General features: G+C 71.1%; 24 protein-coding genes. 6 read left to right on the top strand and 18 right to left on the bottom strand.

Going from position 1 to position 23,670, the window contains the following annotated elements:
- Positions 1-43 precede the first annotated feature (43 nt).
- The 6 genes from AC1HFW_RS10075 to AC1HFW_RS10050 all read right to left on the bottom strand — a co-directional run bounded on the left by AC1HFW_RS10075 (position 44) and on the right by AC1HFW_RS10050 (position 7,677).
- Positions 44-796 (bottom strand): DUF2894 domain-containing protein, encoded by a 753-nt coding sequence (locus tag AC1HFW_RS10075; protein ID WP_479283065.1) that lies wholly within the window; start codon positions 794-796, stop codon positions 44-46.
- Positions 786-1,442: an OmpA family protein gene (locus tag AC1HFW_RS10070; protein WP_479283063.1), complete on the bottom strand. Its 657-nt coding sequence runs from the start codon at positions 1,440-1,442 to the stop codon at positions 786-788. The genes AC1HFW_RS10075 and AC1HFW_RS10070 overlap by 11 nt, the downstream gene beginning before the upstream one ends.
- Positions 1,439-4,738, bottom strand: a complete 3,300-nt coding sequence (locus tag AC1HFW_RS10065) for a DUF802 domain-containing protein (protein WP_479283061.1) — start codon at positions 4,736-4,738, stop codon at positions 1,439-1,441. The genes AC1HFW_RS10070 and AC1HFW_RS10065 overlap by 4 nt, the downstream gene beginning before the upstream one ends.
- A 10-nt stretch (positions 4,739-4,748) precedes the next feature.
- On the bottom strand, positions 4,749-5,555 hold the full coding sequence (locus AC1HFW_RS10060) for a DUF3348 domain-containing protein (RefSeq protein WP_479283059.1): 807 nt from the start codon (positions 5,553-5,555) through the stop codon (positions 4,749-4,751).
- A 226-nt stretch (positions 5,556-5,781) separates the two neighbouring features.
- Positions 5,782-6,423 carry an outer membrane protein assembly factor BamB family protein gene (locus tag AC1HFW_RS10055; RefSeq protein WP_479283057.1) on the bottom strand — a complete coding sequence of 214 codons (642 nt, stop codon included), beginning with the start codon at positions 6,421-6,423 and terminating at the stop codon, positions 5,782-5,784.
- A gap of 36 nt (positions 6,424-6,459) precedes the next feature.
- Positions 6,460-7,677, bottom strand: coding sequence for a helix-turn-helix domain-containing protein (locus AC1HFW_RS10050; protein ID WP_479283055.1), 1,218 nt, complete (start codon positions 7,675-7,677; stop codon positions 6,460-6,462).
- 170 nt (positions 7,678-7,847) lie between these two features.
- Between AC1HFW_RS10050 and AC1HFW_RS10045 the strand changes: the two genes are divergently transcribed.
- Positions 7,848-9,074, top strand: coding sequence for an SMI1/KNR4 family protein (locus tag AC1HFW_RS10045; protein ID WP_479283053.1), 1,227 nt, complete (start codon positions 7,848-7,850; stop codon positions 9,072-9,074).
- A gap of 22 nt (positions 9,075-9,096) precedes the next feature.
- On the opposite strand, the gene AC1HFW_RS10040 is transcribed toward AC1HFW_RS10045, so the two are convergent.
- Positions 9,097-10,521: a CoA transferase gene (locus tag AC1HFW_RS10040; protein WP_479283051.1), complete on the bottom strand. Its 1,425-nt coding sequence runs from the start codon at positions 10,519-10,521 to the stop codon at positions 9,097-9,099.
- Positions 10,522-10,627: 106 nt separating this feature from the next.
- Between AC1HFW_RS10040 and AC1HFW_RS10035 the strand changes: the two genes are divergently transcribed.
- Positions 10,628-11,839, top strand: a complete 1,212-nt coding sequence (locus tag AC1HFW_RS10035; protein ID WP_479283049.1) for a citrate/2-methylcitrate synthase — start codon at positions 10,628-10,630, stop codon at positions 11,837-11,839.
- Between the two features lie 8 nt (positions 11,840-11,847).
- On the opposite strand, the gene AC1HFW_RS10030 is transcribed toward AC1HFW_RS10035, so the two are convergent.
- The 7 genes from AC1HFW_RS10030 to AC1HFW_RS10000 all read right to left on the bottom strand — a co-directional run bounded on the left by AC1HFW_RS10030 (position 11,848) and on the right by AC1HFW_RS10000 (position 17,116).
- Entirely contained in the window at positions 11,848-12,327 is a 480-nt protein-coding gene (locus tag AC1HFW_RS10030; RefSeq protein WP_006395377.1) for a DUF6882 domain-containing protein, read from the bottom strand.
- A gap of 103 nt (positions 12,328-12,430) precedes the next feature.
- Complete coding sequence (locus AC1HFW_RS10025; RefSeq protein WP_479283047.1) at positions 12,431-13,207, bottom strand: aldolase/citrate lyase family protein; 777 nt, start codon at positions 13,205-13,207, stop codon at positions 12,431-12,433.
- Positions 13,208-13,218: 11 nt separating this feature from the next.
- The gene (hpaH, locus tag AC1HFW_RS10020; RefSeq protein ID WP_241070012.1) at positions 13,219-14,001 is read right to left on the bottom strand and encodes a 2-oxo-hept-4-ene-1,7-dioate hydratase; all 783 of its coding nucleotides are present in this window, start codon (positions 13,999-14,001) and stop codon (positions 13,219-13,221) included.
- 9 nt (positions 14,002-14,010) lie between these two features.
- Positions 14,011-14,874, bottom strand: a complete 864-nt coding sequence (locus AC1HFW_RS10015; RefSeq protein WP_479283045.1) for a fumarylacetoacetate hydrolase family protein — start codon at positions 14,872-14,874, stop codon at positions 14,011-14,013.
- A complete protein-coding gene (locus AC1HFW_RS10010; RefSeq protein WP_061071005.1) occupies positions 14,871-15,743 on the bottom strand; it encodes an amidohydrolase family protein in 873 nt (290 codons plus the stop codon). The genes AC1HFW_RS10015 and AC1HFW_RS10010 overlap by 4 nt, the downstream gene beginning before the upstream one ends.
- A 9-nt stretch (positions 15,744-15,752) precedes the next feature.
- On the bottom strand, positions 15,753-16,145 hold the full coding sequence (locus AC1HFW_RS10005; protein ID WP_479283042.1) for a RidA family protein: 393 nt from the start codon (positions 16,143-16,145) through the stop codon (positions 15,753-15,755).
- An 8-nt stretch (positions 16,146-16,153) separates the two neighbouring features.
- Positions 16,154-17,116: a Bug family tripartite tricarboxylate transporter substrate binding protein gene (locus tag AC1HFW_RS10000; RefSeq protein WP_061071007.1), complete on the bottom strand. Its 963-nt coding sequence runs from the start codon at positions 17,114-17,116 to the stop codon at positions 16,154-16,156.
- A 227-nt stretch (positions 17,117-17,343) separates the two neighbouring features.
- On the opposite strand from AC1HFW_RS10000, the gene AC1HFW_RS09995 reads away from it, so the two are divergent.
- Complete coding sequence (locus AC1HFW_RS09995; protein WP_006395370.1) at positions 17,344-17,976, top strand: flavin reductase family protein; 633 nt, start codon at positions 17,344-17,346, stop codon at positions 17,974-17,976.
- The gene (locus tag AC1HFW_RS09990; RefSeq protein ID WP_006395369.1) at positions 17,973-18,776 is read left to right on the top strand and encodes an IclR family transcriptional regulator; all 804 of its coding nucleotides are present in this window, start codon (positions 17,973-17,975) and stop codon (positions 18,774-18,776) included. Before AC1HFW_RS09995 ends, AC1HFW_RS09990 begins: the two co-directional genes overlap by 4 nt.
- Before the next feature lie 51 nt (positions 18,777-18,827).
- On the opposite strand, the gene AC1HFW_RS09985 is transcribed toward AC1HFW_RS09990, so the two are convergent.
- Positions 18,828-19,331, bottom strand: a complete 504-nt coding sequence (locus tag AC1HFW_RS09985; RefSeq protein ID WP_479283040.1) for a GNAT family N-acetyltransferase — start codon at positions 19,329-19,331, stop codon at positions 18,828-18,830.
- A gap of 11 nt (positions 19,332-19,342) precedes the next feature.
- Positions 19,343-20,152, bottom strand: coding sequence for a nucleotidyltransferase domain-containing protein (locus AC1HFW_RS09980; RefSeq protein WP_479283038.1), 810 nt, complete (start codon positions 20,150-20,152; stop codon positions 19,343-19,345).
- Positions 20,153-20,286: 134 nt separating this feature from the next.
- Here AC1HFW_RS09980 and AC1HFW_RS09975 point away from each other — a divergent pair, with 134 nt between their 5' ends.
- Both AC1HFW_RS09975 and AC1HFW_RS09970 read left to right on the top strand, forming a co-directional pair.
- Positions 20,287-20,820: a MarR family winged helix-turn-helix transcriptional regulator gene (locus AC1HFW_RS09975; RefSeq protein WP_061071010.1), complete on the top strand. Its 534-nt coding sequence runs from the start codon at positions 20,287-20,289 to the stop codon at positions 20,818-20,820.
- Entirely contained in the window at positions 20,817-21,578 is a 762-nt protein-coding gene (locus AC1HFW_RS09970) for a DNA alkylation repair protein (RefSeq protein ID WP_241073374.1), read from the top strand. Before AC1HFW_RS09975 ends, AC1HFW_RS09970 begins: the two co-directional genes overlap by 4 nt.
- A gap of 42 nt (positions 21,579-21,620) precedes the next feature.
- Here AC1HFW_RS09970 and gstA read toward each other — a convergent pair whose 3' ends face one another.
- Positions 21,621-22,226, bottom strand: coding sequence for a glutathione transferase GstA (gstA, locus tag AC1HFW_RS09965; RefSeq protein ID WP_479283036.1), 606 nt, complete (start codon positions 22,224-22,226; stop codon positions 21,621-21,623).
- A 129-nt stretch (positions 22,227-22,355) separates the two neighbouring features.
- Positions 22,356-23,483: a retroviral-like aspartic protease family protein gene (locus AC1HFW_RS09960; protein WP_479283034.1), complete on the bottom strand. Its 1,128-nt coding sequence runs from the start codon at positions 23,481-23,483 to the stop codon at positions 22,356-22,358.
- Between the last annotated feature and the right edge of the window lie 187 nt (positions 23,484-23,670).

The following is a 23,670-nucleotide window of genomic DNA, read 5'->3' as shown; positions in this document are numbered from 1 at the left end:
GATACCGTCCGCGATACCGCCGGCGCGCCCGGCGGCGTTTGCCTCAGCGGCTCTTGGCGCGCGTGCTCTTCCTGGCGGGCGCGCGCGCCGCTTCCTTGGCCGGCGGCGTCGCCGCGGCCGTCAACTGCTCCATCCAAGCCAGCGTTTCGGTGTAGGTCACGAACTGCTGCAGATAGCCCGGCGACAGCTCGCGCATCAGCGACAGGGCGCGGTGCACCAGCTGGTTGGAGTTGAGCGGGCCGGCGTTCTTGTGCACCTGTTCCTGCGACTGGCGCACCTGCCGGTCGGCGCTCAGGCCGGACCAGATCTCGCGCAGCCCGTCCAGCGCCGGCAGGTCCGGGTAGGCGTCGCGGCGCGCCTGCGCGGCGATGGCGTCGGGGTCTTCGCCAGGGGCGCCCGGGTAGGCGAGGTAGGCGGCCAGCTCGGCCAGCGGCCCGCGCGTGGCGGCCGCGGGCGTCGCGGCCGGCGCGGGGCAATCGGCGGGCGTGGCCGCATCGTCGCGCCCTTCGGTGGGGGCGATGGCGTCCGTCGCGGCGGCCGCGGCGATACGCGCCGCATACGCCTCCAGCAGCTGCGCCAGGCGGTCGTCCAGCCGTGCGCGCGCCGTGCCGTCATGGGTGGCCGCGCGCCGGGCCAGCGCCTCGATGAAATGGAAACCGACCGGATCGAACCGGTCGTCGCCGCGCTCGCGCCAGGCGCGCAGCGTGGCGAGCGTGTCGTCCGCGGGCAGGTCGGTGTCGGCCGTGGCGTCCGCCTCGGCCGTCAGCGCGTGGCCAAGACCGCCATCACTGGCCACGCGGCGCCTCCGTGCCGTTGGACGGCTTGGGGATCGGCGTGATCTCGACCCGGCGGTTCCTGGCGCGGCCTTCCTCGTCGGCGTTCGAGGCCACCGGCTGTTCGGCGCCGAATGCGGCGGCGAATACCGAGGCCGACGGCACGCCCTCGTCGATCAGGGCGCGGGTCACGGTCAGCGCGCGCTGCGCCGACAGGTCCCAGTTGTCGGCAAAGCGCCGGTTGCCTTCGCGCACCTGCTGGTCGTCGGTGAAGCCGCTGACCATCAGGATCTCGTCATTGGCCTTCAGGTAGGTCGACAGCGGCTCGATCAGGCTCTTGAGCACCTCGCGGCCTTCCGGCTGCAACTGGTCGGAGTTGAGCGCGAACAGCACGCTGCCACTGATGCCGATGCGGCCGTTGATGAGCGTCACGCGGCCGGCCGCCAGCGGCGCGGCCAGCGCCTGTTCCAGGGTCTGGCGACGCTGGGTTTCCTCCTGGCGCTGCTTGACCTCGCGTTCGAGCTGGGTCGACAGCTCCAGCTGCACGGCCACCACGCTCACCAGGATCAGCACGAAGGCGCCCAGCAGCACCGACATCAGGTCGCCGAAGACGGCCCAGGTCGGCACCGCGGGTTCCACGCCGCCGTCGATGTCCTCGCCCGCGCTCATGCGGCTTGTGCTCCGGCGGTGGCGGCGCGCTGGCTGGCCAGGTCGCGCAGGTTCTCGACGATCTGCTTCTGCGACATGGTGCTCAGGTCGACCACTTCACGCGCTTGCGCCACGTAGTAGGCCAGTTGCTCGTCGCCGCGCGCGATCGACTTGTCGAGCGCGCTCTCGATGCGCTGCAGATGCGCCACCAGCTTGTCGTTGGACTCGCCGAACAGGCGCACCGCGGCGCCGAAGGCTTCGCCCAGGCTGGCCACTTCGGCGGCGCCGCTGGTCACCTGCGCGGCCACGTCGTCCAGGCGGGCGGTTTCGGATTCGACCTGCTCGGTGAATTGCGTGCCGACGCGGTCCAGCAGGTCCGCCGACGACGACACCAGCGCGTCGACCGCGCTGCGCTGCTCGGCGGAGGCGTGGTTGACGGCGTCCAGCAGCGTCGCCAGCGTGTCCAGCAGGCGATTGCGTTCTTCCAGCATGGCGTTGTCGTAGGCCAGGCTGTCCGACAGCTTCTGGCGCAGCTCGCCGATGACCTCGGCGGCCGCGCGCGGCGCCTCGGAGGCGGCCTGCACCAGCTGGCTGATCTCGGCGATGGTGCCGCTGGCGTGGGCCTCGGTCTGGGTGGCGATGTCCTGCGCGGTCTGGGCCAGGGTGGCGCAGATCTCCTGCTGCAGGCTGGCGCTGCGGGCGCCGGCCTGTTCCCATTCCTGGCGCAGGGCCTCGGCCATCGCGCCCAGCTCGCCGGTCCAGGCGGCCAGGCGTTCCTGGTCGCGCGCGGCCAGCGCGGCCTGCAGGTCGGCCTGCGATTGGCCCAGCGTCTGCAGCAGCGACGCCGAATGCTGCTCGAAGGCGGCCGCGGCGCTGGTCAGGGCCTGCTGGTTGTCGCCAGCCAGTTTCTCGTTGGCCAGTTCCTGGCGCACCTGCGCTTCGGTCCAGGCCTGCGTCACGCCGCCGGCCGCCGATTCCAGGCGGGTCGAGACGTTTTCCAGCAGAGCGGCCTGGGCCTGGGTCTGGGTGGTGATGTCGTGCGCGGTGCGGGCCAGCAGCTGGCCCAGTTCCTGGTGGCGGGCGGCGGTCTGCTCGCCGGCCGCGCGCCATTCCTGGCCCAGTTCGGTGGCCAGCGCGCCCAGCGAGGCATGCCAGGCGGCCAGGCGATGCTCGTCGCGCGCGGCCAGGGCGGCCTGCAGGTCGGCATGCGACTGGTCCAGCGTGCGCAGCAGCGCGGCCGAGTGCTGTTCGAAGGCGGCCGCGGCGGCGGTCAGGGCCTGCTGGTTGTCGGCGGCCAGCTTCTCGCTGGTCAGTTCCTGGCGCACTTGCGCCTCGGTCCAGGCCTGCGTCACGCCGCCGGCGGCCGATTCGATGCGGGCGGCGACGGTGTCGAGCAGGGCGGCTTGCGCTTCGCCACGGCTGGCCAGGTCTTGCGCGGTGCGCGCCAGCGTCTGGCTGATGTCCTGCTGGCGGGCGGCGGCCTGCGCGCCGGCCTGTTCCCATTCCTGGCCGAGCTTGTCGGCGACCGCGCCGAGCGTGCCGGCCCAGGCGGCCAGGCGCTGTTCGTCGCGCGCGGCCAGGGCGGCTTGCAGCTCGTTGTGCGACTGGTCCAGCGTGCGCAGCAGGGCGGCCGAGTGTTGTTCGAAGGTCGCGGCGGCGGCGGCCAGGGCCGCGCGGTTGTCGTCGGCCAGCTTGTCGCTGACCTGCGACTGGCGCGCCAGGGCGTCGTGCCATTGGGCCGAGACGTTGCCGGCCGCGGTTTCCAGGCGGGTCGAGACGTTCTCGAGCAGGCCGGCCTGGGTCTGCGCATGTTCGGTCAGGTCCTGCGCGCTGCGGGCCAGGGCCTGGTTGATTTCCAGCTGGCGTTCGGCCGCTTGCGCGCCGGCCTGTTGCCATTCCTGGCGCAGGGTCGCGGACAGGGCGCCCAGCGTTTCGGTCCAGGCGGCCAGGCGTTGCTGGTCGCGCGAGGCCAGGTCGGATTGCAGCGTCGCGTGCGAGGCGTTCAGCGTGCGCAGCAACGACGCCGAATGCTGCTCGAAGCTGGCGGCGGCGGCCGTCAGGGCCTGCAGGTTGTCGCCGGCCAGTTTTTCGCTGGCGCGTTCCTGGCGGCTCAGGGCCACGTTCCAGGCTTCGGACATGCTGCCCGAGGACGCTTCCAGGCGCTGGGACACGCTGTCCAGCAGGGTGGCCGAGCGCTGTTCGAAGGTCTGCGCGAAGCGGTCGAGCGAATCACGCAGGTCCTGCGCCAGGGTTTCGCTGGCGCGCTGCTGGCCGGCCAGGGCCTGGTTCCAGATGCCGGCGACATTGCTGGTGGCCGCCTGCAGGCCGGCGGTCATGCCGTCCAGCTGGCGTTGCACCGCCTGGGTGACGGTGTCGTGCAGCGTGGCGGTCTCGCGCGACAGGCCGGCCATGGTGGCTTCGACCGCGGGTTGCAGCGCGGCGCCGGCCGAGCGGGCGCTTTCCGCCACGCTTTCCTTCATCGACTGTTCCATCACGGAGGCCAGGCGCGCGTAGGCGGCCTCGGCCTTGCCCTGGAAGGCGTCCTGGCTGGCGAGCTGGCGCTCGTTCAGCGTGTGGTTCTGCTGCTCCAGGTTGCGCATCATCGCGTCCAGGCGGTCGACCAGCGCGGGCATGGCCTCGGCCTGCCGTTGCAGCACTTCGGCCTGGCGTTGCAGCAGTTTGAAGCTCTCTTCGCGCTGGTGGCCCTGGGTGTACAGGCGTAGCGTGGTGGCCGCCTTGGCGTCGAGCCATTGCGCGGCCTGGATCCGGTCGCGGCGGCACAGGGCCGCCAGCAGGCCCAGCATGGCCGAGGTGGCGACACCGGCGATCGAGGTGCCGAAGGCGAAGCCCAGGCCCTTGACGGGCGCGGCCAGCGAGGCGCGGATCGCGGCCAGGTCGGTGGCGCTCTCGAGCGCGGCGCCGGTGCCGCGCAGCGTCACCACCATGCCCAGGAAGGTGCCGAGCATGCCCAGCAGCACCAGCAGGCCGACCAGATAGGGCGCCAGCGCCGGGCCGGGCAGGCCGACGCGTTCGCCCTCGATGCGCAGCCGCACCGGGTTGCGCAGCGCGGCGGGCAGTTGTTCGAGCCAGCCGGCCAGGCTGGCGGGCGCTTCCGACAGGTTGCCGACCGCGCGTCTGAGGGACGCGGTGGCCTGCTGGTAGCGCAGCAATTCGAGCGCGCCCGCGACGTAGCAGGCGCCGATCAGCAGCGTGACGGCCAGCGCCAGGGAATTGGTGCCCGCGTAGCCCGCGCCGATCCAGCCGGCCACGGCCAGGCCGCTGAGGAAAACAACGATATTGATCAGATACTTGGACATAGTGTCCCGGTTAGCTGGTGCGAAGGGTGGCAAGCAGCCCTTCCACCGGTTGTAAACGAACATCCAGTTCGGCCAGCAGCACGCTGCGCATGTCTTTGCGGAACGTCTCCAGCCAGGCGCCTGGCGTGGGCGCGGGTAAAGCGGGTTGCGGCGCCGCGCCGGCCGGCACGGCGGCGTCGGCCTGCGGGGCGTCAGCCAGGGCTTGCGCCTCGGCCGCCGCTTCCAGCGCGGCCTGTTCGGCCCGCCGCAGCCGGTCGAAATGCACCTGCAGCAGCTTCGGAATGGCGCCCAGCAGCGTCCGCTCGCGCGGCAGCAGGGCGCGGTCCATGATGGCGTCCACCACCGCCAGGCGCGTCATTTCCGGCGTCCTGGCCGCGACCATGCCGCGCAGGCGGCTGCGCAGATTGCCGATGCTGGTCTCCATCGTGTGTTGCAACGACAGATAGCGCTGACGGAAATTCGAGTAGTCGGCGTCGTCGGCCTGCAGCGCCGCCACTTTGGCGGACACCTGCCCCGGCATCAGCCGCTTGGCGGCCGTGGCCGCGGTATCGCTGGCGATGGCATCGGCCAGCGTGGTCCGGACGCGCTCGCACTCGCGCTCCTCGGCGCTGCTGAACGCGCGCGCGCCGGGCGCGATCGCCGGCGGGCGGTTGTTCAGGGCGGCGGACAGGGCAATCGCGTCGGTCCAGCCGAGCCATTGGCTCAGATGATCCGACAACGGTTGCCGGGATTCCGGCACGTCGACATCCGTCAGGCGAGTCAGCAAGCGAATGAGCGTCGGGCCGCTTAAACCTGTGCGCTGTGGGGCTTGCAACATACCACCAGAGTCAAAAAGGGGGGAGTTTACACGCTGGCGGGGCCCCGCTGGGGCCGGAAATGGCAGGGCGCGGTTATGGCTGCAACAATTTGTCAGGACGCCGCGCCGGCGCGGCTTGCCGGGGAGCGGGGGGCGTCGTCGCCCGGGCGTCGGATCCGACCGATATTCGTCGGAAAAGCCCACGCCCGCCGGGGGTGTCCGGCGGGCGTGGCGGGCAGCGGAAAGATCAGGCGCTGGCGCGCGGCCGGCGCACCGCCCGCACGCGGCCGCTGGTGGCGCCGCCGCAATACAGCACGTCGCCGCCATCCGACTCCAGGCCGGACACGTAGACGCCGGGCGGCATGGCCAATCGCTCCAGCACTTCGCCGTTGGCCGGGTCCAGCCGCCGCAACTCGCTGGCGTCGTCTTCCCAGGTGCCATGCCACAGGCTGCCATCGACCCAGGTGACGCCGGTCACGTAGCGGTCCGACTCGATGGTGCGCAGGATGGCGCCGGTGGCGGGGTCGACCTGGTGGATCTTGCGGTCCTTGTAGCGGGCGATCCAGAGCATGCCTTCTGCCCAGGTCATGCCTGAATTGCCGCCGCCCTCGGGCGCCGGCACGGTGGCCAGCACGCGGCCCGAGGCCGGGTCGATCTTCTGGATGATGCCGTCGGCCAGCTGGTAGAGGTGCTTGCCGTCGAAGGCGGTGCCGGCGCGGGCGGTGACGTCGATGGAGCGCACCACGGCGCCGCTGGCCGGGTCCAGCGCATGCAGCTTGTCGCCGACGGCGATCCAGACGTGGCTGCCGTCGTAAGAGACGCCGTGCACGTCGGTGACGCCGGGGAAGGGGCCGTATTCACGGAGGATTTCTGCGGGCTTGGCTTTCATGTCGGTGTCCTTGTTCAGTGGGATGACGTCTCCATGCTAGGCATTCGGCAGCGGAACCGGGAGTAACAATGTCGTCGCGAAACCAGGCAGCGGCGGCGTGATCCAGCGCCGCGCCCGGCCCCGCCCCAGCGGCTGCGCGCGGCCCGCCGCCGCCAGCGCGTCCAGGGCGCGCTGCACCTGGCGCTGGCTGGCGCCGGTGGCCAGCGCCAGGGCCGAACTGGACCAGGCTTCGCCGTCGGCCAGCAGCGCCAGCACGGCGGCGTGGCGGCCCTGCATGGGGGGCGTCAGCACGGCGACGGCGCCCGCCGCCGGTGTCAGCGCGAAGCCCTGCCGCGTCGCCCGGATGCCGGCCAGGGTACCCAGCGCCGCCCGCAAGCGGCCGATTTCCACCCGCAGCCGCGCGCGATGCGACTCGTCGGGATGGCGGGTGCGGAAAGCCTGGGCGATCAACGCATCGCGCGGTACATCGTCCGGCCACGCCTGGCCCAGCGCCTGCGCCAGGGTGAACAGGATCGGGCGGCTCGCCAGCGCCAGAGTGCCGTCCGCGCCCTGCACGGCGTAGCGGCAGGCGTCGATCACCAGCGTGTCGGACGCCTGCAGCGCCTCCACGTCGTCCAGGCGCAGCGCGCGCGTCTGGCCGGCCTGGTGCAGGTGCGCCGCCGGCGCCTCGAGCGTTTGCCACGCCTGGCGCACTTCGGCCTGCAAAGCGGGGATGCCGGCCGCCTGCGCGGCCTGCGCGGCACGGGCCAGCGCGGCGCGCGCCGCCGTGGCCTGCACGCGCCGCAGCGCGATGCCGGCCAGGGCCAGCTCGTGCACCGCGCGCAAGGCCGGCGGGAAGGGGGTGGGGTCCAGTTCCGACAGCACCTGCTCGGCCTGCTCCAGGCGTCCCATCAGGACCAGGCGGCGGCCGGCCAGGTAACCGGCATAGGCCGCGTTGCGCCGATCGCCATGGTGTTCGAGCGTGGCGCGGGCGGCCTCGAGCGCCGCCGTCGGCCAGCCCAGGTCGCGCGAGGCCAGCGCGATCTCGGCTTCGGCCACCACGCAGCGGGCGCGCGCCACCGGATCCTTGGCGCCGAACGCGCGGGCGGCGCGGCGCACCAGCGGCCGGGCGCGTTCGAAGTCGCCCAGTTGCGCCAGCGCGATGCCGCGCAACGCCAGCGCCGGCGCGTCGTCGCGCAGCGCCACCCGGCCCAGCGCGGCCAGGGGATCGCCGCTGGCCAGCGCCCGGGCCGCGGCCTGGATCAGCGCGTCCACCAAGATCCCCTCATCGCTGCTCCCTTCCTATGCGGATGTCGCCAATCTACCACCGCCGGCGGCGCGTGGGACGCGTGGCGGGCAGACGCGTCTCACGCGGCAAGCCACAGGCGCCGGGACCGGGACCGCCTGGGTAAAATCCAGGGCGTTTCAACCGGGAGGGTGCCCACATGGGTGATGATTTTTCCGCCGACGAAATCCAGTCGCTGCGACAGCACGGCATCGCCTTGTTCGCCGATCGTGTCCTCATCGCGGTCCAGCCGCCGATGAGCGAGACGCGCATCGACGAGATCGAAGCGCTCTGCGCCGGTCCCTTGCCGCCGGCGTTGCGTGAATTGTGGCGCCTGACCGCTGGCGGTGAACTGGCCTACGACCTGCATGCGCAGATGGACGGCAACGAAGAGGCCCTCAGCTGGTCCGAGCTGTTCTACGACGGCAGCGACCAATACCGCGACCTGGCGGGCTGGATCGAACACGAGCAGGAGTGCGCCGAAGAGGCCGCCGAGGAAAGCGGCGAGGCCTGGGACGGCAAGCTGCGTTATCTGCCGATCGGCGGTTTCGAGTACTGCGACCGCATTTATGTGTACCTGGGGCCGGGCGGGCAGACGGGCGGCATCGTGGCCTGGAAGCAGGGGCTGCCGGGCTGGACGCACGCGTTGCAGCAGGATGGCATCGCCACCATCGCGGACGATCTGCGCGGCGCGTTTGCCGAGCTGTGCCTGGAGGAAGATCCCGAGGATCCCGATAGCACCGGCATCCGCGTGCTGGAGTATCTGGACGAGCGCGTGGCGGATCACGGCATGCCGCAGGCGTTGGCGGACAAGCTGGCGGCGTTCTACCGGCGCGCGTTGGTGGACTGGCGCGGGCCGTTGGCGGCCGGGACGCTGGCACAGTCGCCGCGGTTGGCCAATCTGGCCTTGCAGCATGCGCTGGCCAATGATGACGGCGCGCTGGTCGCGCAATTGGCGGCGCAGGGCATGGGTTTCGGCCAGCCGTTGCGGGGCAGCGCGACGGCGCTGGAGGTGGCGTTGATGCAGCACGCCTACGCGGCGGCGCAGGCGCTGTTGCGGGCCGGCGCGCCGGTCAGCGCGGACGCCTTGCATCGGTTCGATCGCCAGCCGCCCGCCGAATTGGTGGCGCAGCTGCTGGCGCGCGGCGCGCGCGCCGACGGCCTGGGCGTAGCGCGTTGCGTGGCATGTGGCGCGCCGGATGTCGCGCGCCAGGTCGTAGCCGCCGGTGGCGAGGGCGTTGCGGCCGCGTATGCCGAGGCGCGCGACGCCATGCTGGCGCGCTACGAGGAAGACCTGCGCCGCGTGCGCGCCGGCAAGCTGGGCCACTATCTGGGCGCGGACGGCTTGGCCGAGCGGGTCGCGAACCTGCGCGCGTTCGTGCTTTGAGTCGGTCGAGCGGCGGCGTGCGCTATCGCGCGGTGTCGCGCCACGTTGCTTCGGACGAGCCCAACGCGCTCGCCGGATAATCCCACGACTGCGGCGTGCCTTCGATCCACATCGGCGGCCTGACGCGCCGGGCAGGGCCCCACGAGGTCTCCTCGGTCGCCGCGGACCAATCCGCTTGCGTTTCCGGGGCCAGCGCCGGCCCGCCTTCCAGCATGCCGCGATGCGTGACCAGCAACTGCGCGCTGCGCGCCAATGACGCGCGCGTGGTGTTGCCCGCGCCCGTTGCCAACCGTTCGGTCAGGCCGCGGATGGCCGCCGCCGCCATCAGATAGCCGGTGGCGTGGTCGAGCGCCTGGCACGGCAGCGGCACCGGGCGGTCGGCGCCCTTGGCGCGCATGCCGGCCTCGGCGATGCCGGTGCTCATCTGCACCAGGCTGTCGAAGCCGCGCCGTCCCTGCCACGGGCCGCTCCAGCCATACGCATCGAGCGACACGTCCACCAGCGTCGGGTTGAGCTGGCGGCGGCGGTCGGCGTCCAGGCCCAGGCGCGCCAGGGCGTCGGCGCGATAGCCGTGGATCAGCACGTCGGCCTCGCCGAGCAGGCGTTCCAGGGTGGCCAGGCCCTTGGCGGACTTCAGGTCCAGCCGCGCGCAGCGCTTGCCCAGCACGACTTCGGGCACGGTACCGGGTTCTTCCCAGCCGGGCGGATCGATGCGCAGCACGTCGGTGCCGTAGCCGGCCAGGAAGCGGGTGGCGACAGGGCCGGCCAGGATGCGCGTCAGGTCCAGCACGCGCAGGCCCTGCAGCGGGCGCTGGCGTGAGACATGCCAGTCCGGCCGGGCGGCGCCGGGGCCGGCGGTCCGGTGCAGCAGCGGTTCCGTGGCGACGCCGCGGCCTTGCGGGTGCTGTTGCCAGGCGTCGATGCCGCGCATGGCCGCGGCGCAGCCGTTGTGCGCGACTACGGCGGCTTCCAGTTCGTCGGCGCGCCAGCGCGAGACCGCCAGCGCCACCGCGTCGCGGTCGGCGGCCACGCCCAGCACCGCCAGGGCGGCGTCGCGATGGTGGGGGGCGTTGGTGTGCAGCCGGATCCAGCCGTCCGCGGCGCGATAGTCGCCCGCCACGGCGTCCCAGAGCGGCGGGGCATTCCAGCCAACGGGACGCAGGGTGGTGCCGAACCAGAGCGAGGCCAGGCGGCGGTCGACCGTGACCTGGCCGATGGCGCCGGTGTCCATGGCGCCCGTGCCGGCCGCGACAAACTCCGCCATGGCCAGCCCCGCCGCGCCGATGGCGGCGGTGGCGAATTCGGTGACGGCGAAGGCCGAGGGCAGGGCGCCTTCGCCACTGATGGCGACGCGGGTCAAGTGGGCGGGGTCGCCGCCCGCCGCGAGCCAGAACTGGCGCAGGTAGTCGGCGATGGCGGGCGAGGGCGGGAGAGTGGTGGCGGACATGAGGGCTTCCTGGTCGTCTGGGGATGCCGCCAGGATTATTCTTCCCGAATTAATTGTCAATATTGATTAGAATAATCAACTTATTAACCTGAAAACGCCGCGTGCCATGCCCGACTACCTGACCTCCGCCGCCGCGGCCGCCCGCCTGGGCGTGTCGCGCCAGACCCTGTACGCCTATGTCAGCCGCGGCTTGTTGCACGCCGAGGCCGGCGCCACGCCGCGCGAAAGCCGCTATCTGGCCGAGGACGTCGAGCGCCTGGCCGCGCAGCGCACACGCGGACGCAAGCCGAAGGAGGTGGCCAAGGCCACGCTGAACTGGGGGCTGCCGGTGCTGGAGTCCGCCATCACGCTGATCGATGACGGGCAGTTGTTCTATCGAGGCGAAAGCGCGGTGGCGCTGGCCGCGTCGCGCTCGGTGGAGGCGGTGGCGGCGCACCTGTGGCAATGCGACGAGGCGATGGCGTTCGACGCGCCCGCGCCGGTCCTGCCGCGGGACCTGGCGGCGCTGTTCGCGCGGCATCGCGGCCAGCGGGCCGAGGCCGCGCTGCTGCCGCTGTTCACGGCGGCCAGCGACGACGACGCCACCGCGCTGTGGCAACGCTCGCCGCAGCGCCAGGCGCAGGGCTGCGGCGCGTTGGTGCGCACGCTGGCGGCCTGCCTGCTGCAGACCGCGCCGGACGCCGCGCCGATCCACGTGCAGTGCGCCCGCGCCTGGGGCGTGGACGCGGCGGGCGCCGACCTGATCCGGATGGCGCTGGTGCTGTGCGCCGACCACGAACTGAATGCCTCCAGCTTCACCGCGCGCTGCATCGCGTCCACCGGCGCCAGCCTGCGCGCCGGCATTGTCGGCGGCCTGGCCGCGCTGACGGGCGGACGGCACGGCGGCACCACGGCGCGGGGCGAAGCGATGTGGGACGAGCTGGAGCGCGGCGACGGCGGCGCGGACGGCGGCCAGCGGCTGGCGCGCGGCCTGCGCGAACGGCTGGCGCGGGGCGAGGACCTGCCAGGTTTCGGTCACCACCTCTACCCCGCCGGGGATCCGCGCGCCAGCGCCTTGCTGGCGCGGATACTGCCGCAGCGTCCCGACTGGCAGGCGCTGATCGAACAGGCCTTCGAGCTGATCGGGCAGCGGCCGTCGGTGGATTTCGCGCTGGTGGCGGTGCGGCGCCACCTGGGGCTGCCGTTGGGCGCGGCCTTCGGCCTGTTCGCGCTGGGCCGCTCCATCGGCTGGCTGGCGCACGGGCTGGAGCAGCGCGGCAGTCCGGATGTCATCCGGCCGCGCGCGGCCTATACCGGCGTGCATCCCGACGCGGCTTGACCGTGGCGTCAGGCCTGGGACAAGGTCACCTGGCCGAACGTCATCCAGACGTGGGCGGTGTCCGAGGCCTGCGCGCGGTACGAGCCGCTGGCCTCGCCCAGGCGCATGGCGATGGCGGTGAATTCCCAGGCCTGGGCATCGTCGCACGGCACCTTGCGGTGCGTATAGGCTTCCAGGCCGTGGGCCTTGCCGAAGGCCAGCGCCAGTTGCGCGTGCTCGGCCAGTTCGGCCGGCACCGAGGGGTGATCCCAGCCCCACAGGAAGCTGCCGTCCTCGCTGTTGGAGGTGCCGACGATCTGCACTGGCGCGTGCGCGGTGATGCCGCCGGGCAGCTGGAACACGATCAGGCCGCTGTCCATGTCGACGGACCATTGCTCGGCCTCGTCCAGGTGCCAGGTGGCGCAGTGGGCCGAGGTGGCGGCGCGCATGCCTTCCAGGCTCTGGGCGATGTAGGCGGAAACGTCGAAGGGCTGCGTGGTGTCGGACATGCGCGGCTTTGCGGGTGATGGAAAACCGATAGGGTACCCGCAAAAGGTCCGCCCGCCGCCGGTTGGCACTGATGGCGGGCGGGACAATCGGCGCTTGCCGGCGCTACCCGGCGCTGGGCGCGGCGAAGCGCTGCGCCAGCTGGTCGCAATGCCGCGCCAGCAGGGCGGCATCCACGCCCACCGCCGTGAACAGGCTGCCCGCCGCCATGTAGCGCCGCGCCAGGGTCTCGTCCACCGTCAGCACGCCGGGCGCCTTGCCCGCCTTGCGGATGCGGGCGATGGCGGCTTCGACGGCGGCGACGACGCGCGGGTGGCCCGGCTCGCCCGGATACCCGAGACTGGCGGCCAGGTCGGCCGGGCCGATGAAGATGCCGTCCACGCCGTCGACCGCGGCCATGGCGTCCAGCTGCTCCAGCGCTTCGCCGGTCTCGGCCTGGATCAGCAGGCACAGTTCGTTTTCGCAGTGCCGCATGTAGTCGGCGACGCGGCCGTAGCGGGTGGCGCGCACCGTGCCGCCGACGCCGCGCACGCCGCGCGGCGCGTAACGCGTGCCGGCCACGGCCTGGCGGGCCTCGTCGGCGTTCTGCACGTACGGCAGCAGCAGGGTCTGCGCGCCGATGTCGAGGTAGCGCTTGATCTGCAGGTTGTCGTTCCAGGTCGGGCGCACCACCGCGTGGGTGGGATAGGGCGCGACCGCCTGCAGCTGCGCCATGACGGTGGGCAGCAGCGCGGGCGTATGCTCGGTGTCCAGCAGCAGCCAGTCGAAGCCGGAGCCGGCCACCAGCTCGGCGCTGTTGGGATTGGCCAGCGTGACCCACAGGCCGGTCTGGTGGCGCTGTTCGCGCAGCGCGCGCTTGAAGGGATTGGCGGGAAGTTGCATCGTCGGCCTCTTCAGGAAAAGTGCACCGAGATGCTGCCCAGCGGGCCGTAGTCGGCATGGATGGTGTCGCCCTTGGCCACCGCCACGGTGCGGGTGAAGGAGCCGGCCAGCACGATGTGGCCGGCCTCCAGCCCGGTGTCGTGCGCCGCCAGCTTGTTGGCCAGCCAGACGATGCCCATGGCCGGATGGCCGAGCACCGCGGCCGACACGCCCGATTCCTCGATCACGCCGTTCTTGAGCAGCAGCGCCGCGACCCAGCGCAGGTCGACTTCCAGCGGCTTGACCGGGCGGCCGCCCAGGATGATGCCGGCGCAGGCGGCGTTGTCGGCGATGTTGTCGACGATGCGGCGCGGGTATTTGCTGCGGCCGTCGATCAGTTCCAGCGCCGGCACCACGTAGTCGGTGGCGTCGAGCACGTCGAACAGGGTCACGTCCGGACCGCGCAGCGGCTTGCCGAGCACGAAGGCCAGTTCGACCTCGACGCGCGGCACGATCAGTTTTTCGGTGGCGATGGTGTCGCCGTCCTGGAAGAACATGGTGTCGAGCAGGTGGCCGTAGTCGGGCTCGTTGATGCCGACGGTGCTCTGCATGGCCTTGGAGGTCAGGCCGATCTTGTGGCCGCGCAGGCGCGCGCCGGCGGCCAGCTTGCTGGCGATGATGTGCTGCTGGATGGCGTAGGCGTCGGCGATCTCGATGCCGGGAAAGGCCTGGTCCAGCTGCGTGGTGGGCACGCCGGTGCGTTCGGCCTCGATCAGCAGGGCGGCGGCCTGTTGGCGTTGTGCGTCGTTCAACATGGGGTGTCCTCAGGAGCGCGCGGCCGCTTCGTCGGCCACGGGGTTGGAGAGCGTGCCGATGCCGGAGACTTCCACCTCGACCACGTCGCCGGGCTTGAGAAAACGCGGCGGATCGAAGCGCACGCCGGCGCCGATGGGGGTGCCGGTCGAGATGACGTCGCCCGGCTTGAGCGTGGTCCAGATCGAGATGTAGCGGATCAGTTCGGCGAACGGGAACATCAGGTTGGCGGTGCTGTCGTGCTGGCGCACCTCGCCGTTGACGCGGGTGGTGACCGTCAGCGGCGCCCGCGGATCGAAGGCGTCGGCGCTGACCAGCCATGGCCCCATGGAACCGCTGGCGTCCCAGTTCTTGCCCTGGGTGACGTTGAACTTGCCGTGGCGCAGCCAGTCGCGCACGGTGCCTTCGTTCAGGCAGGTCAGGCCGGCGATGTGCGACCAGGCGTCCTCGGCGGCGATGCGGCGGCCGGCCTTGCCGATGACGATGGCGATCTCGCCTTCGTAGTCGAGCTGTTCGGACTCGGGCGGGCGCAGCAGCGGCTGGCCGTGGCCGACGAACGATTCGGGAAAGCGCGGGAACACGCTGGGGTATTGCGGCGGCGCGCTGCCGTCCTTGTATTCCTCGTTGCGGTGGCCGTAGTTGACGCCCACGCAGATGATCTTGCCGGGGTTGGCGATGGGCGGCAGCAGCGTCAGCGCCGCCAGCGGCAGCGTGGCGTCCAGGCGCTCGGCGGCCGCCGCCAGGCGCGGCAGGGCGCCCGCGGCCACCGCCGCCTGCAGGTCGGCGTGGCCTTGGCCGCCCAGGTCGACCACGGCGGCGCCGCGCAGCAGGCCGAAGCCGGCGCGACCCTGATGTTCAAAGGACAGGAATTTCATGCGTCGAATCCAAAGAGGCGGGCCGGGTTGTCGACCAGGATTTTCTTGAGCGTGGCGTCGTCGCCGGCGTAGCGGACCAGCTGGTCTACCAGGCGGCCTTCGTCGGGCGGCTGCTTGACCGACACCGGGTGCGGCCAGTCGCTGCCCCACACCACGCGATCGGGGTTGGCGGCGATCAGCGCCTGCGCCAGCGGCACCACGTCGTCCCAGGGCGGGCCGCTGCGCGACAGTTTTTCGGTCAGCGACAGCATCACCCAGAAGTTGCCGCGCGCCAGCAGTTCCAGCAGCGCGCGGCGGGTGGGATCGGCGCCGCCGGCGGTGGGATCGGCGCGGCCCATGTGGTCGATCAGCACCGGGATGTCCAGGCGCTCGAACTGCGCCACCTGGGCCATCATGCCGTCGGGCTCGGGCTGGAACTTGGCGTACCAGCCGAGCTCGCGGATGCGGGCGATGGCGCGTTCGAACACGGCCGGTTCCATGCTGATGCCCAGGCCCTGCCGCGTGAAGCGCGCGCCGCGCACGCCGGCGTCGTGCAGCCGGGCGATGTAGGCGTCGTCGCGCTCGGCCAGCACCAGCGCGTTGGCGCAGCCGCGATAGCCGGGGCCGGCCGCGGCCAGGCCATCCAGCACCACCTGGTGGTCGGCGCCGTAGGTGGTGGCCTGGACGATCACGCCGCGCGTGATGCCCAGCAGGCGGTGCAGGCCCAGCGCGGTCTCGATGGTGGCGCTGGGCATTTCGTAGGCGGCGCCGGGGCGCACCGGGTAGCGCTCGGCGGGGCCGAACACGTGGAACTGGCTGTCGCAGGCGCCCGGCGGCAGGCGCCGCGCCGGCGCGGTGGGATGCGGGTTGAAGGGCAGGTATTGCGGCATGTCGGTCCTTCAGTCCAGCACGGCGACGAAGTCGCATTCGATCAGCTTGTCGCCGTCCAGGTCGGCCTGCATGGTGTGGCGCGCGGGCCGGTCGGCGGGGTCGGGGAAGGCGCGCAGCCAGACGGCGTTGAGCGCGGCGCGTTGGCCGCGGTCGCGCATCCACACGGTCATCTTGACGACGTGCGCAAGCGAGCCGCCGCCGGCCTCGACGATGCGGCGCACGTGGTCGAACATCAGTTCGCACTGCCGTTCCAGCGTGTCGCCATAGGCGCCGCTGGCGGGGTCGGTGCCCTGGATGCTGCCCGAATACAGCATGTTGCCGACGCGGCAGGCGGCGGGGATGGGGTTCTTGTGGCTGAAGCCTTCGGCGTAGATGCTCTGTCGTGTGCTTTGTGGTGTCATGGCGGACCTTAGTTGGCGGTGATGCCCGCGCGCTCGATGATGGGCGTCCAGCGCGCATCCTCGGCGGCCAGGTAGCGGGTGAAATCGGCGGGCGAGCTGGCCTGGGCGTCGGCGCCCAGTTCCTGGAAACGCTGGATGATCTCGGGCTGGCTCAGGATCTTTTCCAGCGCCTGGCTCAGGCGCGCCAGTACCTCGGGCGGCGTGCCCTTGGGCGCCAGCAGGCCGGTGAAGGTGGCGGCCTCCATGCCCGGCACGCCGGCCTCGGCGAAGGTGGGGATGTCCGGCAGCGACGGCACGCGCTTGGCGGTGGTCACGGCCAGGCCGCGGGTGCGGCCTTCCTTGATGTAGGGCAGCGACACCGAGATCTGGTCGAAGTTGAAGTCCACCTGGCCGCCCAGCAGGTCGGTGGTGGCGGGCGCGTTGCCCTTGTATTGCGCGGTGGTCCAGCGCGCGCCGGTCAGCGATTGCAGCAGTTCGCTCACCAGGTGGTTGGTGGTGCCGGCGCCGGGCGAGGCCATGTTGAGCTTGCCGGGTTCCTTCCTGGCCAGCGCCAGCAGTTCGCCCAAATCCTTCACGGGCAGGCCGGGCCGCACCTGCAGTACCAGCGGCGTGTAGGACACCGAACTGATGGGCTCGAAATCCTGGTCCCATTTGTAGGCCTGGCGCTTGAAGATCAGCGGGCTGAACAGCAGCGGGCCGTTGGCGGCCATGAACAGCGTGTAGCCGTCGGGCGCCGAGCGCGCCACCTGCTCGCCGGCGATCATGCCGCCGGCGCCAGGCTTGTTCTCGACAATGAAGGGCTGGCCGAAGGCGGCCTGCAGGCCGGGGCTGATCAGGCGCGCGGCCACGTCGACATTGCCGCCGGGCGGGTAGGGCACCACGATCTTCACGGGTTTGTCGGGCCAGGCGTGGGCCAGCGTGGTCGCGGCCATCAGCGCCAGGGCGGCGCCAGCCTTTGCAAGCGGGGTCATGGTTGTCTCCAGTGTGTGAGTGTGTTGTTGTTTTGGGAGACTCTAGAAACTTGGCCGCGCGGCGACAACGCCAAAAATCCGAAAAAGTCCGGATGTTGGACTTATTGCGGCAATCGCGGTTTGCCCCGATTCACCGGCCAGCCGAAAACCCGGGAAAATGCCGTGAAAGCCCGGGTCGGCGCCCATGCCGCGCCGTCCCGCCAGGTTCAACATATGGACGTCTTGTGATGCGTATCGCCGCCCCGGAACTCAGCCCCGAACAAACCTACAAGCTCATGAGCGGCATCGTGGTGCCGCGCCCGATCGCCTGGATCACCACCCTGGGGCCGGGCGGCAAGGTCAACCTGGCGCCGTTCAGCTGCTTCACCTTCGTCTCGAACACGCCGCCGATGCTGGGCATCAACATCGGCCGCAAGGCCGGCCGGCGCAAGGACACCGCCAACAACATCCTGGAGCATGGCCATTTCGTGGTGAACATCGGCAACGCCGGCCTGCTCGACGCCATCCATGACAGCGCCGAAGAACATCCGCCGCAGGTCAGCGAGGCCGAGCTGCTGCACCTGGAGGTGCTGGCGGGCGAGCACATCGCCACGCCGCGGCTGGCGGCGGCGCCGGTCAGCCTGGAGTGCACGCTGCACAGCGTGATTCCATTCGGCGACACGGGCGCCGAGTTCTTCGTGGGCGAGGTCAAGCTGTTCCACATCCGCGACGGGCTGGCGCGCGATGGCAAGATCGATACCACCCAGCTCGATCCGGTGTGCCGCATCGGCGGGCCGAACTACGCGCTGTTGGGGCCCCTGGTGACCAAGCGGGCGCTGCGCCAGACGCCCAAGTCCGTCATGGGCAAGGATGCGGCATGACGCCGCCAGACGCCAACGCCGAGGAGGCGCTGCCGGGCGCGCAGACGGTGCGCCGGGCCATGGCCATCCTGCGGCTGGTGGCCTGTGGCCAGGAACGGGGCGTGCGCCTGATCGACCTGGAGCGCATGTCGGGGTTGAACCGGCCAACCGTGCATCGCCTGCTCAAGACGCTGATCCAGGAAGGCGCGGTGGAGCAGGACGCGGCCACGCGCCGCTACCTGATCGGCCCGGAAATCAGCCTGCTGGGCCTGGCGCGCACGCGCCGCTTTCCGTTGCTGACGATCGCCGATCCCTATCTGGCGGAACTGGCCGACCAGGTCGGCGATACGGTGTTCCTGAGCGTGCGGCATGGGCACGATTCGATCTGCATCGGCCGCAAGACCGGCCATCATCCGATCCAGGTGCTGTCGATCGAAGTCGGCGTGCGGCGGCCGCTGGGGCTGGGCGTGTCGGGCGTGGCGTTGCTGTCATGCCTGCCGGAGGCCGAGAGCGGCGCCATCGTGCAGGCCAACGCCGCGCGCCTGGCGGTGGCGGGAGAGCGCGCCGAAGACATCCTGGCGCGGGTCGATCAGGCGCGCGCCAGCGGCATCGCCCACGCGCCCGCCGGCTTGATGCCCGGCACCAGCGCGGTGGCCGTGCCGATCCGCGCCGAAAGCGGCGAGCCGCTGGGCGCGGTGACCGTCACCGCGATGGCCGAGCGCCTGGCCGGCGGCCGGCTGGCGCAGGTGGTCGAACGCATGCGCGACCGTGCCCAGGCGATCGCGCGGCGCCATGCCGAAGTGAGCGAGCGGCGGCGTTGAGCGACGCGGGGCCCGGGGTGTCCACGGCCTTCGGGCAAGCCGCGGCGGCGGTCAGCCCGGGGGACGCGCCAGCACGTAGACGCGGGTGTCGCGGCCGTAGTGCGTTTCGACGGCGCGGAAGGCGAAGCCCAGTTTCTCCAGCACGCGCTGCGAGCCCAGATTGTCGGGCCAGGTGACGGCCAGCAGCTCCGCGCGGCCGAGCGCGCGCCAGGCGTAGTCGCATAGTTGGCGTGCCGCCTGCGTGGCGTAGCCGCGGCCCCAGGCCGATCGTTGCAGGCGGTAGGCCAGCTGTAGCGCGCCGGTGTCCTCCAGCCGCGTCAGGCTGATCCAGCCGACCGCGACGCCGTCGGGGCCGGCCACCGCCCAATGGCCGATGTCATCGGGAGGCGTGCGCAACCAGTCCAGCAGTTCCTGGCGGCGCGCCTGCGTGGCGGGTTTGACGCCGGTGCTGTGGCGCATGACCTCGGGATCGGATTCCAGGGCCAGGATCATGGGTACGTCGTCCGCGCGCAGGCGGCGCAGGGTGACGCTCGGGGTGGCCGGCGGGGTGTGCATCGCGGCGGCGCTCAGTACGTCAGCGGGGCGCCGGTCACGACCTCGTACAGGAACCGGTCCAGCCGTTCGGTCTGGCCGTCGGGCCGGTCGAAGAAGGGCGCTTTTTCCAGGGTCGGCAGCGTCGTTTCCAGGTAGGCGTGGATCAACGGGAAGCGCGGGCCGTGCTCGGCCTCGCCGGCCTGCATCTTGATGGCCAGCAAGGCGTTGATCTCGTCGCGCAGCGCGGGGTCGGTGACCATGGCATCGGCCAGGTCGGCAAAGCGCATCGGCGGAATGCCGCGGCCGCTGTCGATCCATTGCGCGGCCAGCACGGGACGCAGCACGTACAGGTATTTCTTGAGCCGCACCGTGTCGCCCTGCAGCGACTCGCGGAAGTTGCGGCCGGCCATGGCGACGTAGTGCCAACGGCCCTTGATTTGCGAGAAATATTCGCTGCGGAAGTGCCGCAGCCAGGCGCTGGTGGCGTCGTCCTGGCGATACAGCACGGGCGAATCCAGCCATTCGAACAGGGTGGGGTTCGAGCCGCGCAGCAGTTGCAGCGCCTTGCGCAATTCCCAGCCGGACACGTCCAGCTCGTCGTCGATGGGCAGCTCGATCACGTCGCGCTGCGGCGCCACGCGCAGGTACCAGTCCAGCTTGTGCACATACAGGAAGCGCACGTCGTAGTCGCTGTCGGGCGAGGCGAAGCCCCAGCCGCGGCTGCCGGATTCGCAGGCGAGCAGGACGCGGACATCGTGACGCTGTTCGATGTGTTCCAGGGTCGCCATGACGCGTTCGCGGATGGCCGGATCGATGGGGTGGGCGTGCAGGATCGAGGTCATGCTTGGGATGCTAGCACTTCGCCAGGCGGCTGCGCGAGAGGAACGAAGGCGTGGCGCTCTGCCGTTGCCGGCTGGTTTGCCCGTTTTAATTAGGTACCTTATCATATGCCTCCATATCAATTGTCGGACACGCCATGCCACCCGCCATTCCCGCCATGCTGGAACCCAAGCACCATGCGCTGCTGGACGAGGCCGCCCGTCGCGGGCTGGCCTCGTCCGACGGCATTCAGCTGTGCTTCCAGGTGCTGGCCCTGGCCGGCGCCATCGACCGCGACTGCGCCGCGCGTCTGGCGCCGCGGCAGTTGTCCGAAGGCAAGTTCGTGCTGCTGTTCCTGCTGCACGGGCAGGCCGGCGGGCTGTCGCCACACGAACTGGCGGCGCGCGCGGGCGTGACCCGCGCCACGGTGACGGGCCTGCTCGACGGGCTGGAGCGCGACGGGTTCGCGCGGCGCCAGCCGGGCCAGGATGATCGGCGCCGCATCACGGTGACGCTCACGCCCAAGGGCAGGACGGCGGCGGCGCGGCTGTTCAAGGAACATGCGCAGTGGATCGGCTCGCTGTTCGACGCCCTGTCGCAGGCCGAGCGGCGCCAGCTCGGCGACCTGCTGGCGAAGGTGTGGCGCGGCACCGACAGCGGACGCGCCGCGCTGGCCGGAGACGCGCCATGACCGCCGCCCGCCGCGGCGTCAAGGACATCGGCGCGGACCGCCTGGCGCAACTGAACGCGGGCGCGCCGGCCACGCACCTGACCGAGTGCCTGGCGGTGGACTTTGCCTTGCTGATGCAGGCGCTGGCGCCCGAGGTCGGCGCCGATGGCATCGCCGCCATGCGGGCCGCGGCGGCGCTGGGCATCTCCAAACGCATGGCGCTGGCGGCGCGCATCCTGCATGACGGGCTGGGTCCGGCCGGCTTCACGCGGATGGCGGCGCAGGCGTCGGACACCGCGCGGGGCTGGGCCTGCTTCATGATCGGGGCGGCGCCGGACCTGTCGCTGGCGCAGCGCCTGGCGCGCATCCGGCCGCTGGCCGACGATGCGCATTTCGGGGTGCGCGAATGGGCCTGGCTGGCCGTGCGGCCGGCGCTGGCGGCCGACCTGGACGCGGCCATCACGCAGCTGCAAGCGTGGACGACGCTGCCGTCCGAGCGCCTGCGGCGCTTTGCCAGCGAGGCGTTGCGGCCGCGCGGCGTCTGGTGCGCGCACATCGCCGCGCTGAAGGCGGACCCGGGGCGGGCGTTGCCGCTGCTGGAGCCGCTGCGCGCCGATGCGGCGGTCTATGTGCAGGATTCGGTGGCGAACTGGCTGAACGACGCCAGCAAGGACCAGCCGGAATGGGTCAGGCGGGTGTGCGCGCGCTGGCTGACGCACAGCCCGGTCGCGGCGACGCAGCGCATCTGCCAGCGGGCGCTGCGCACCATCGGGGCGTAACGCGCCGCTACCGGTTGCGATCACGAGCCGGCCGCGCGCCGCTCATCCCCGCGCTTCGGCCGCCAGCGCGGCTTGCACGGCGGGGCGGGATTCGATGCGGCGCTGGAATGCCACCAGGGCAGGCCAGCGCGCCAGGTCCACGCCAAGTTGCGGCGCCCAAAGCAGCACCGCGTACAGGTAGATATCGGCCAAGCCATAGCGGTCCTGCACCAGGGCCTGCCGCTCGCGCAGCGCGGTGGCGACATAATCCAGGCGTTTTTCCAGCCGCGTCTGCCACCACGCGCGCGCCGCCTCGGGCAGGTCGCGGTTGAACAGCGGGCCGAAGCCGCTGTGGATTTCCGCCGAGATGAAGTTCAGCCATTCGTGCAATTGGCTGCGGGCCCAGCTGCCGGCCGGCGGGGCCAGCCCGGCTTCGGGCCGCAGGTCGGCCAGGTATTGGCTGATGGCGGGGCCTTCGGTCAGCACCTGGCCGCCGTCGATTTCCAGGGCGGCCACGTAGCCCTTGGGATTGATGGCGAGGAAGTCGCGGCCGTCCTCGGTGCGCTTGGCGCGGTTGTCGACGCGGATCAGGTCGAAGGGCAGGTCGAGTTCGCGCAGCACGATGTGGGGCGACAGCGAGCAGGTGCCGGGGGCGTAATAGAGTTTCATGCGGAACGTCCAGGGGGTGTCCTGATTGGGGATGGGACGCCCAGGATCGCCCGATCCTGAATATTCGTAAAATTACTTCTTCAGAAATTAGAAATAAGTATTTGTAATGGCTAATTCGCGCCCGTGGCGTCAGCCATCCGTCGCCGGCACGGCGATGGACCATTGGCGGGGTCCGAAGTGGGTGTCGAAACGGGACAGGAACGATTGGCCCAGCAAGCCGTCGACGCCAGGACCGAACGCGGATTCGGCCCCGGCCTGGACCACGACCGGAACCTGGTTGGCCGCGACCTGACGGATCTGGATGCGTTTGGCCATGCCGGTGTGCACGTCGGTGTGGCCGTTGGCCGTCTGGACCGCGATCTTGCGTCCCCCGAGATAGTCGATGCCCGCACGCTCGGCGAAGGCGCGGGTGATGGCAACCACGCTGGCGCCGGTGTCGACGATGAACGTTCCCTTCTTGCCATTGACTTCGACCGAGGCCAGGATGACCTGGTCGGGTTTGCGGGGGAACGTATCCTTGCCCGAGGCATAGGAGGCAGGGCAGTCCCGCTGGCGCTCGTACTCGGCGACGAGCCGCTTGCCTTGCGGGTTTTGGGTGCGCGAGGGATCCAGCGACATCCACATGCGCACCGTACTTGCCGCTTCGCAATGGCGTCCGAGTTTGGCCTGCGCCTGGGCGGTCTCGGTGAACACGCCGGAGGCCAGCCGCCGTGGATTGGGCGACAGGGCAATGACTTCCAGGTAATCTGCCAGCGCCTGCTCGTATTGCCGGGTCTGGCTGTATGCCTGTGCCCGCGTATAACGCATGCGCGTGTCGGCGGGATGGTCCGCGATCAGGCGGTTGGAAATGGCGATGGCCTGGGGATAGTCCCGGATCATGAGCAGATCGCCCACGGCGGACAGCAGGAAGCCGTCGGCATTGCCGCATTCGTCGGCGAACGTGATCAACGCCTGGGCTGCCTCCTTGCGGTACCCCATGGCCTTGAGCTGCGGCGCCAGGGCGCCCATGGCCTGGCTGTTGCAGGGCGTGGTGGCCAGCTGCTGCAGGGCCCGCTGGATCTCGGCCTTGGCCAGGTCGCCGCGCGCGATGCCTTGCATGCCCAGCCGTTCGAGCGGGGCGCGTAGCGGGTCCGGCGCATTCGTGGATGGCGCCGTCGGGGCGACGGGGGCGGAGGAATCACAACCCGTTGCGATCACGGCCGAGGCGATGAGGGCGAAGCGCACCGCTTGGCGCAAGGCAGACCGGTCGAGCGGCATTTCCAGTGTTCCATTGAGGGTCGGGCAAGAGCGGAAGTTTAGGGAAACGCCATCACGTTTTGATGACTTCGCGCGGATGCAGGCCAAAAGACAGACCCGTGGCGACGCTGCGGTCGGCGCGGCGGCCACCACGGCCGATCCAGGAGGCGGGCGAGTGTCGGTAGAATTTCCGGTTTCGAGACGATCC

The organism is Achromobacter sp. ISS7, assembly GCF_056523125.1.
This window is presented reverse-complemented; position numbering and strand designations above follow the sequence as displayed.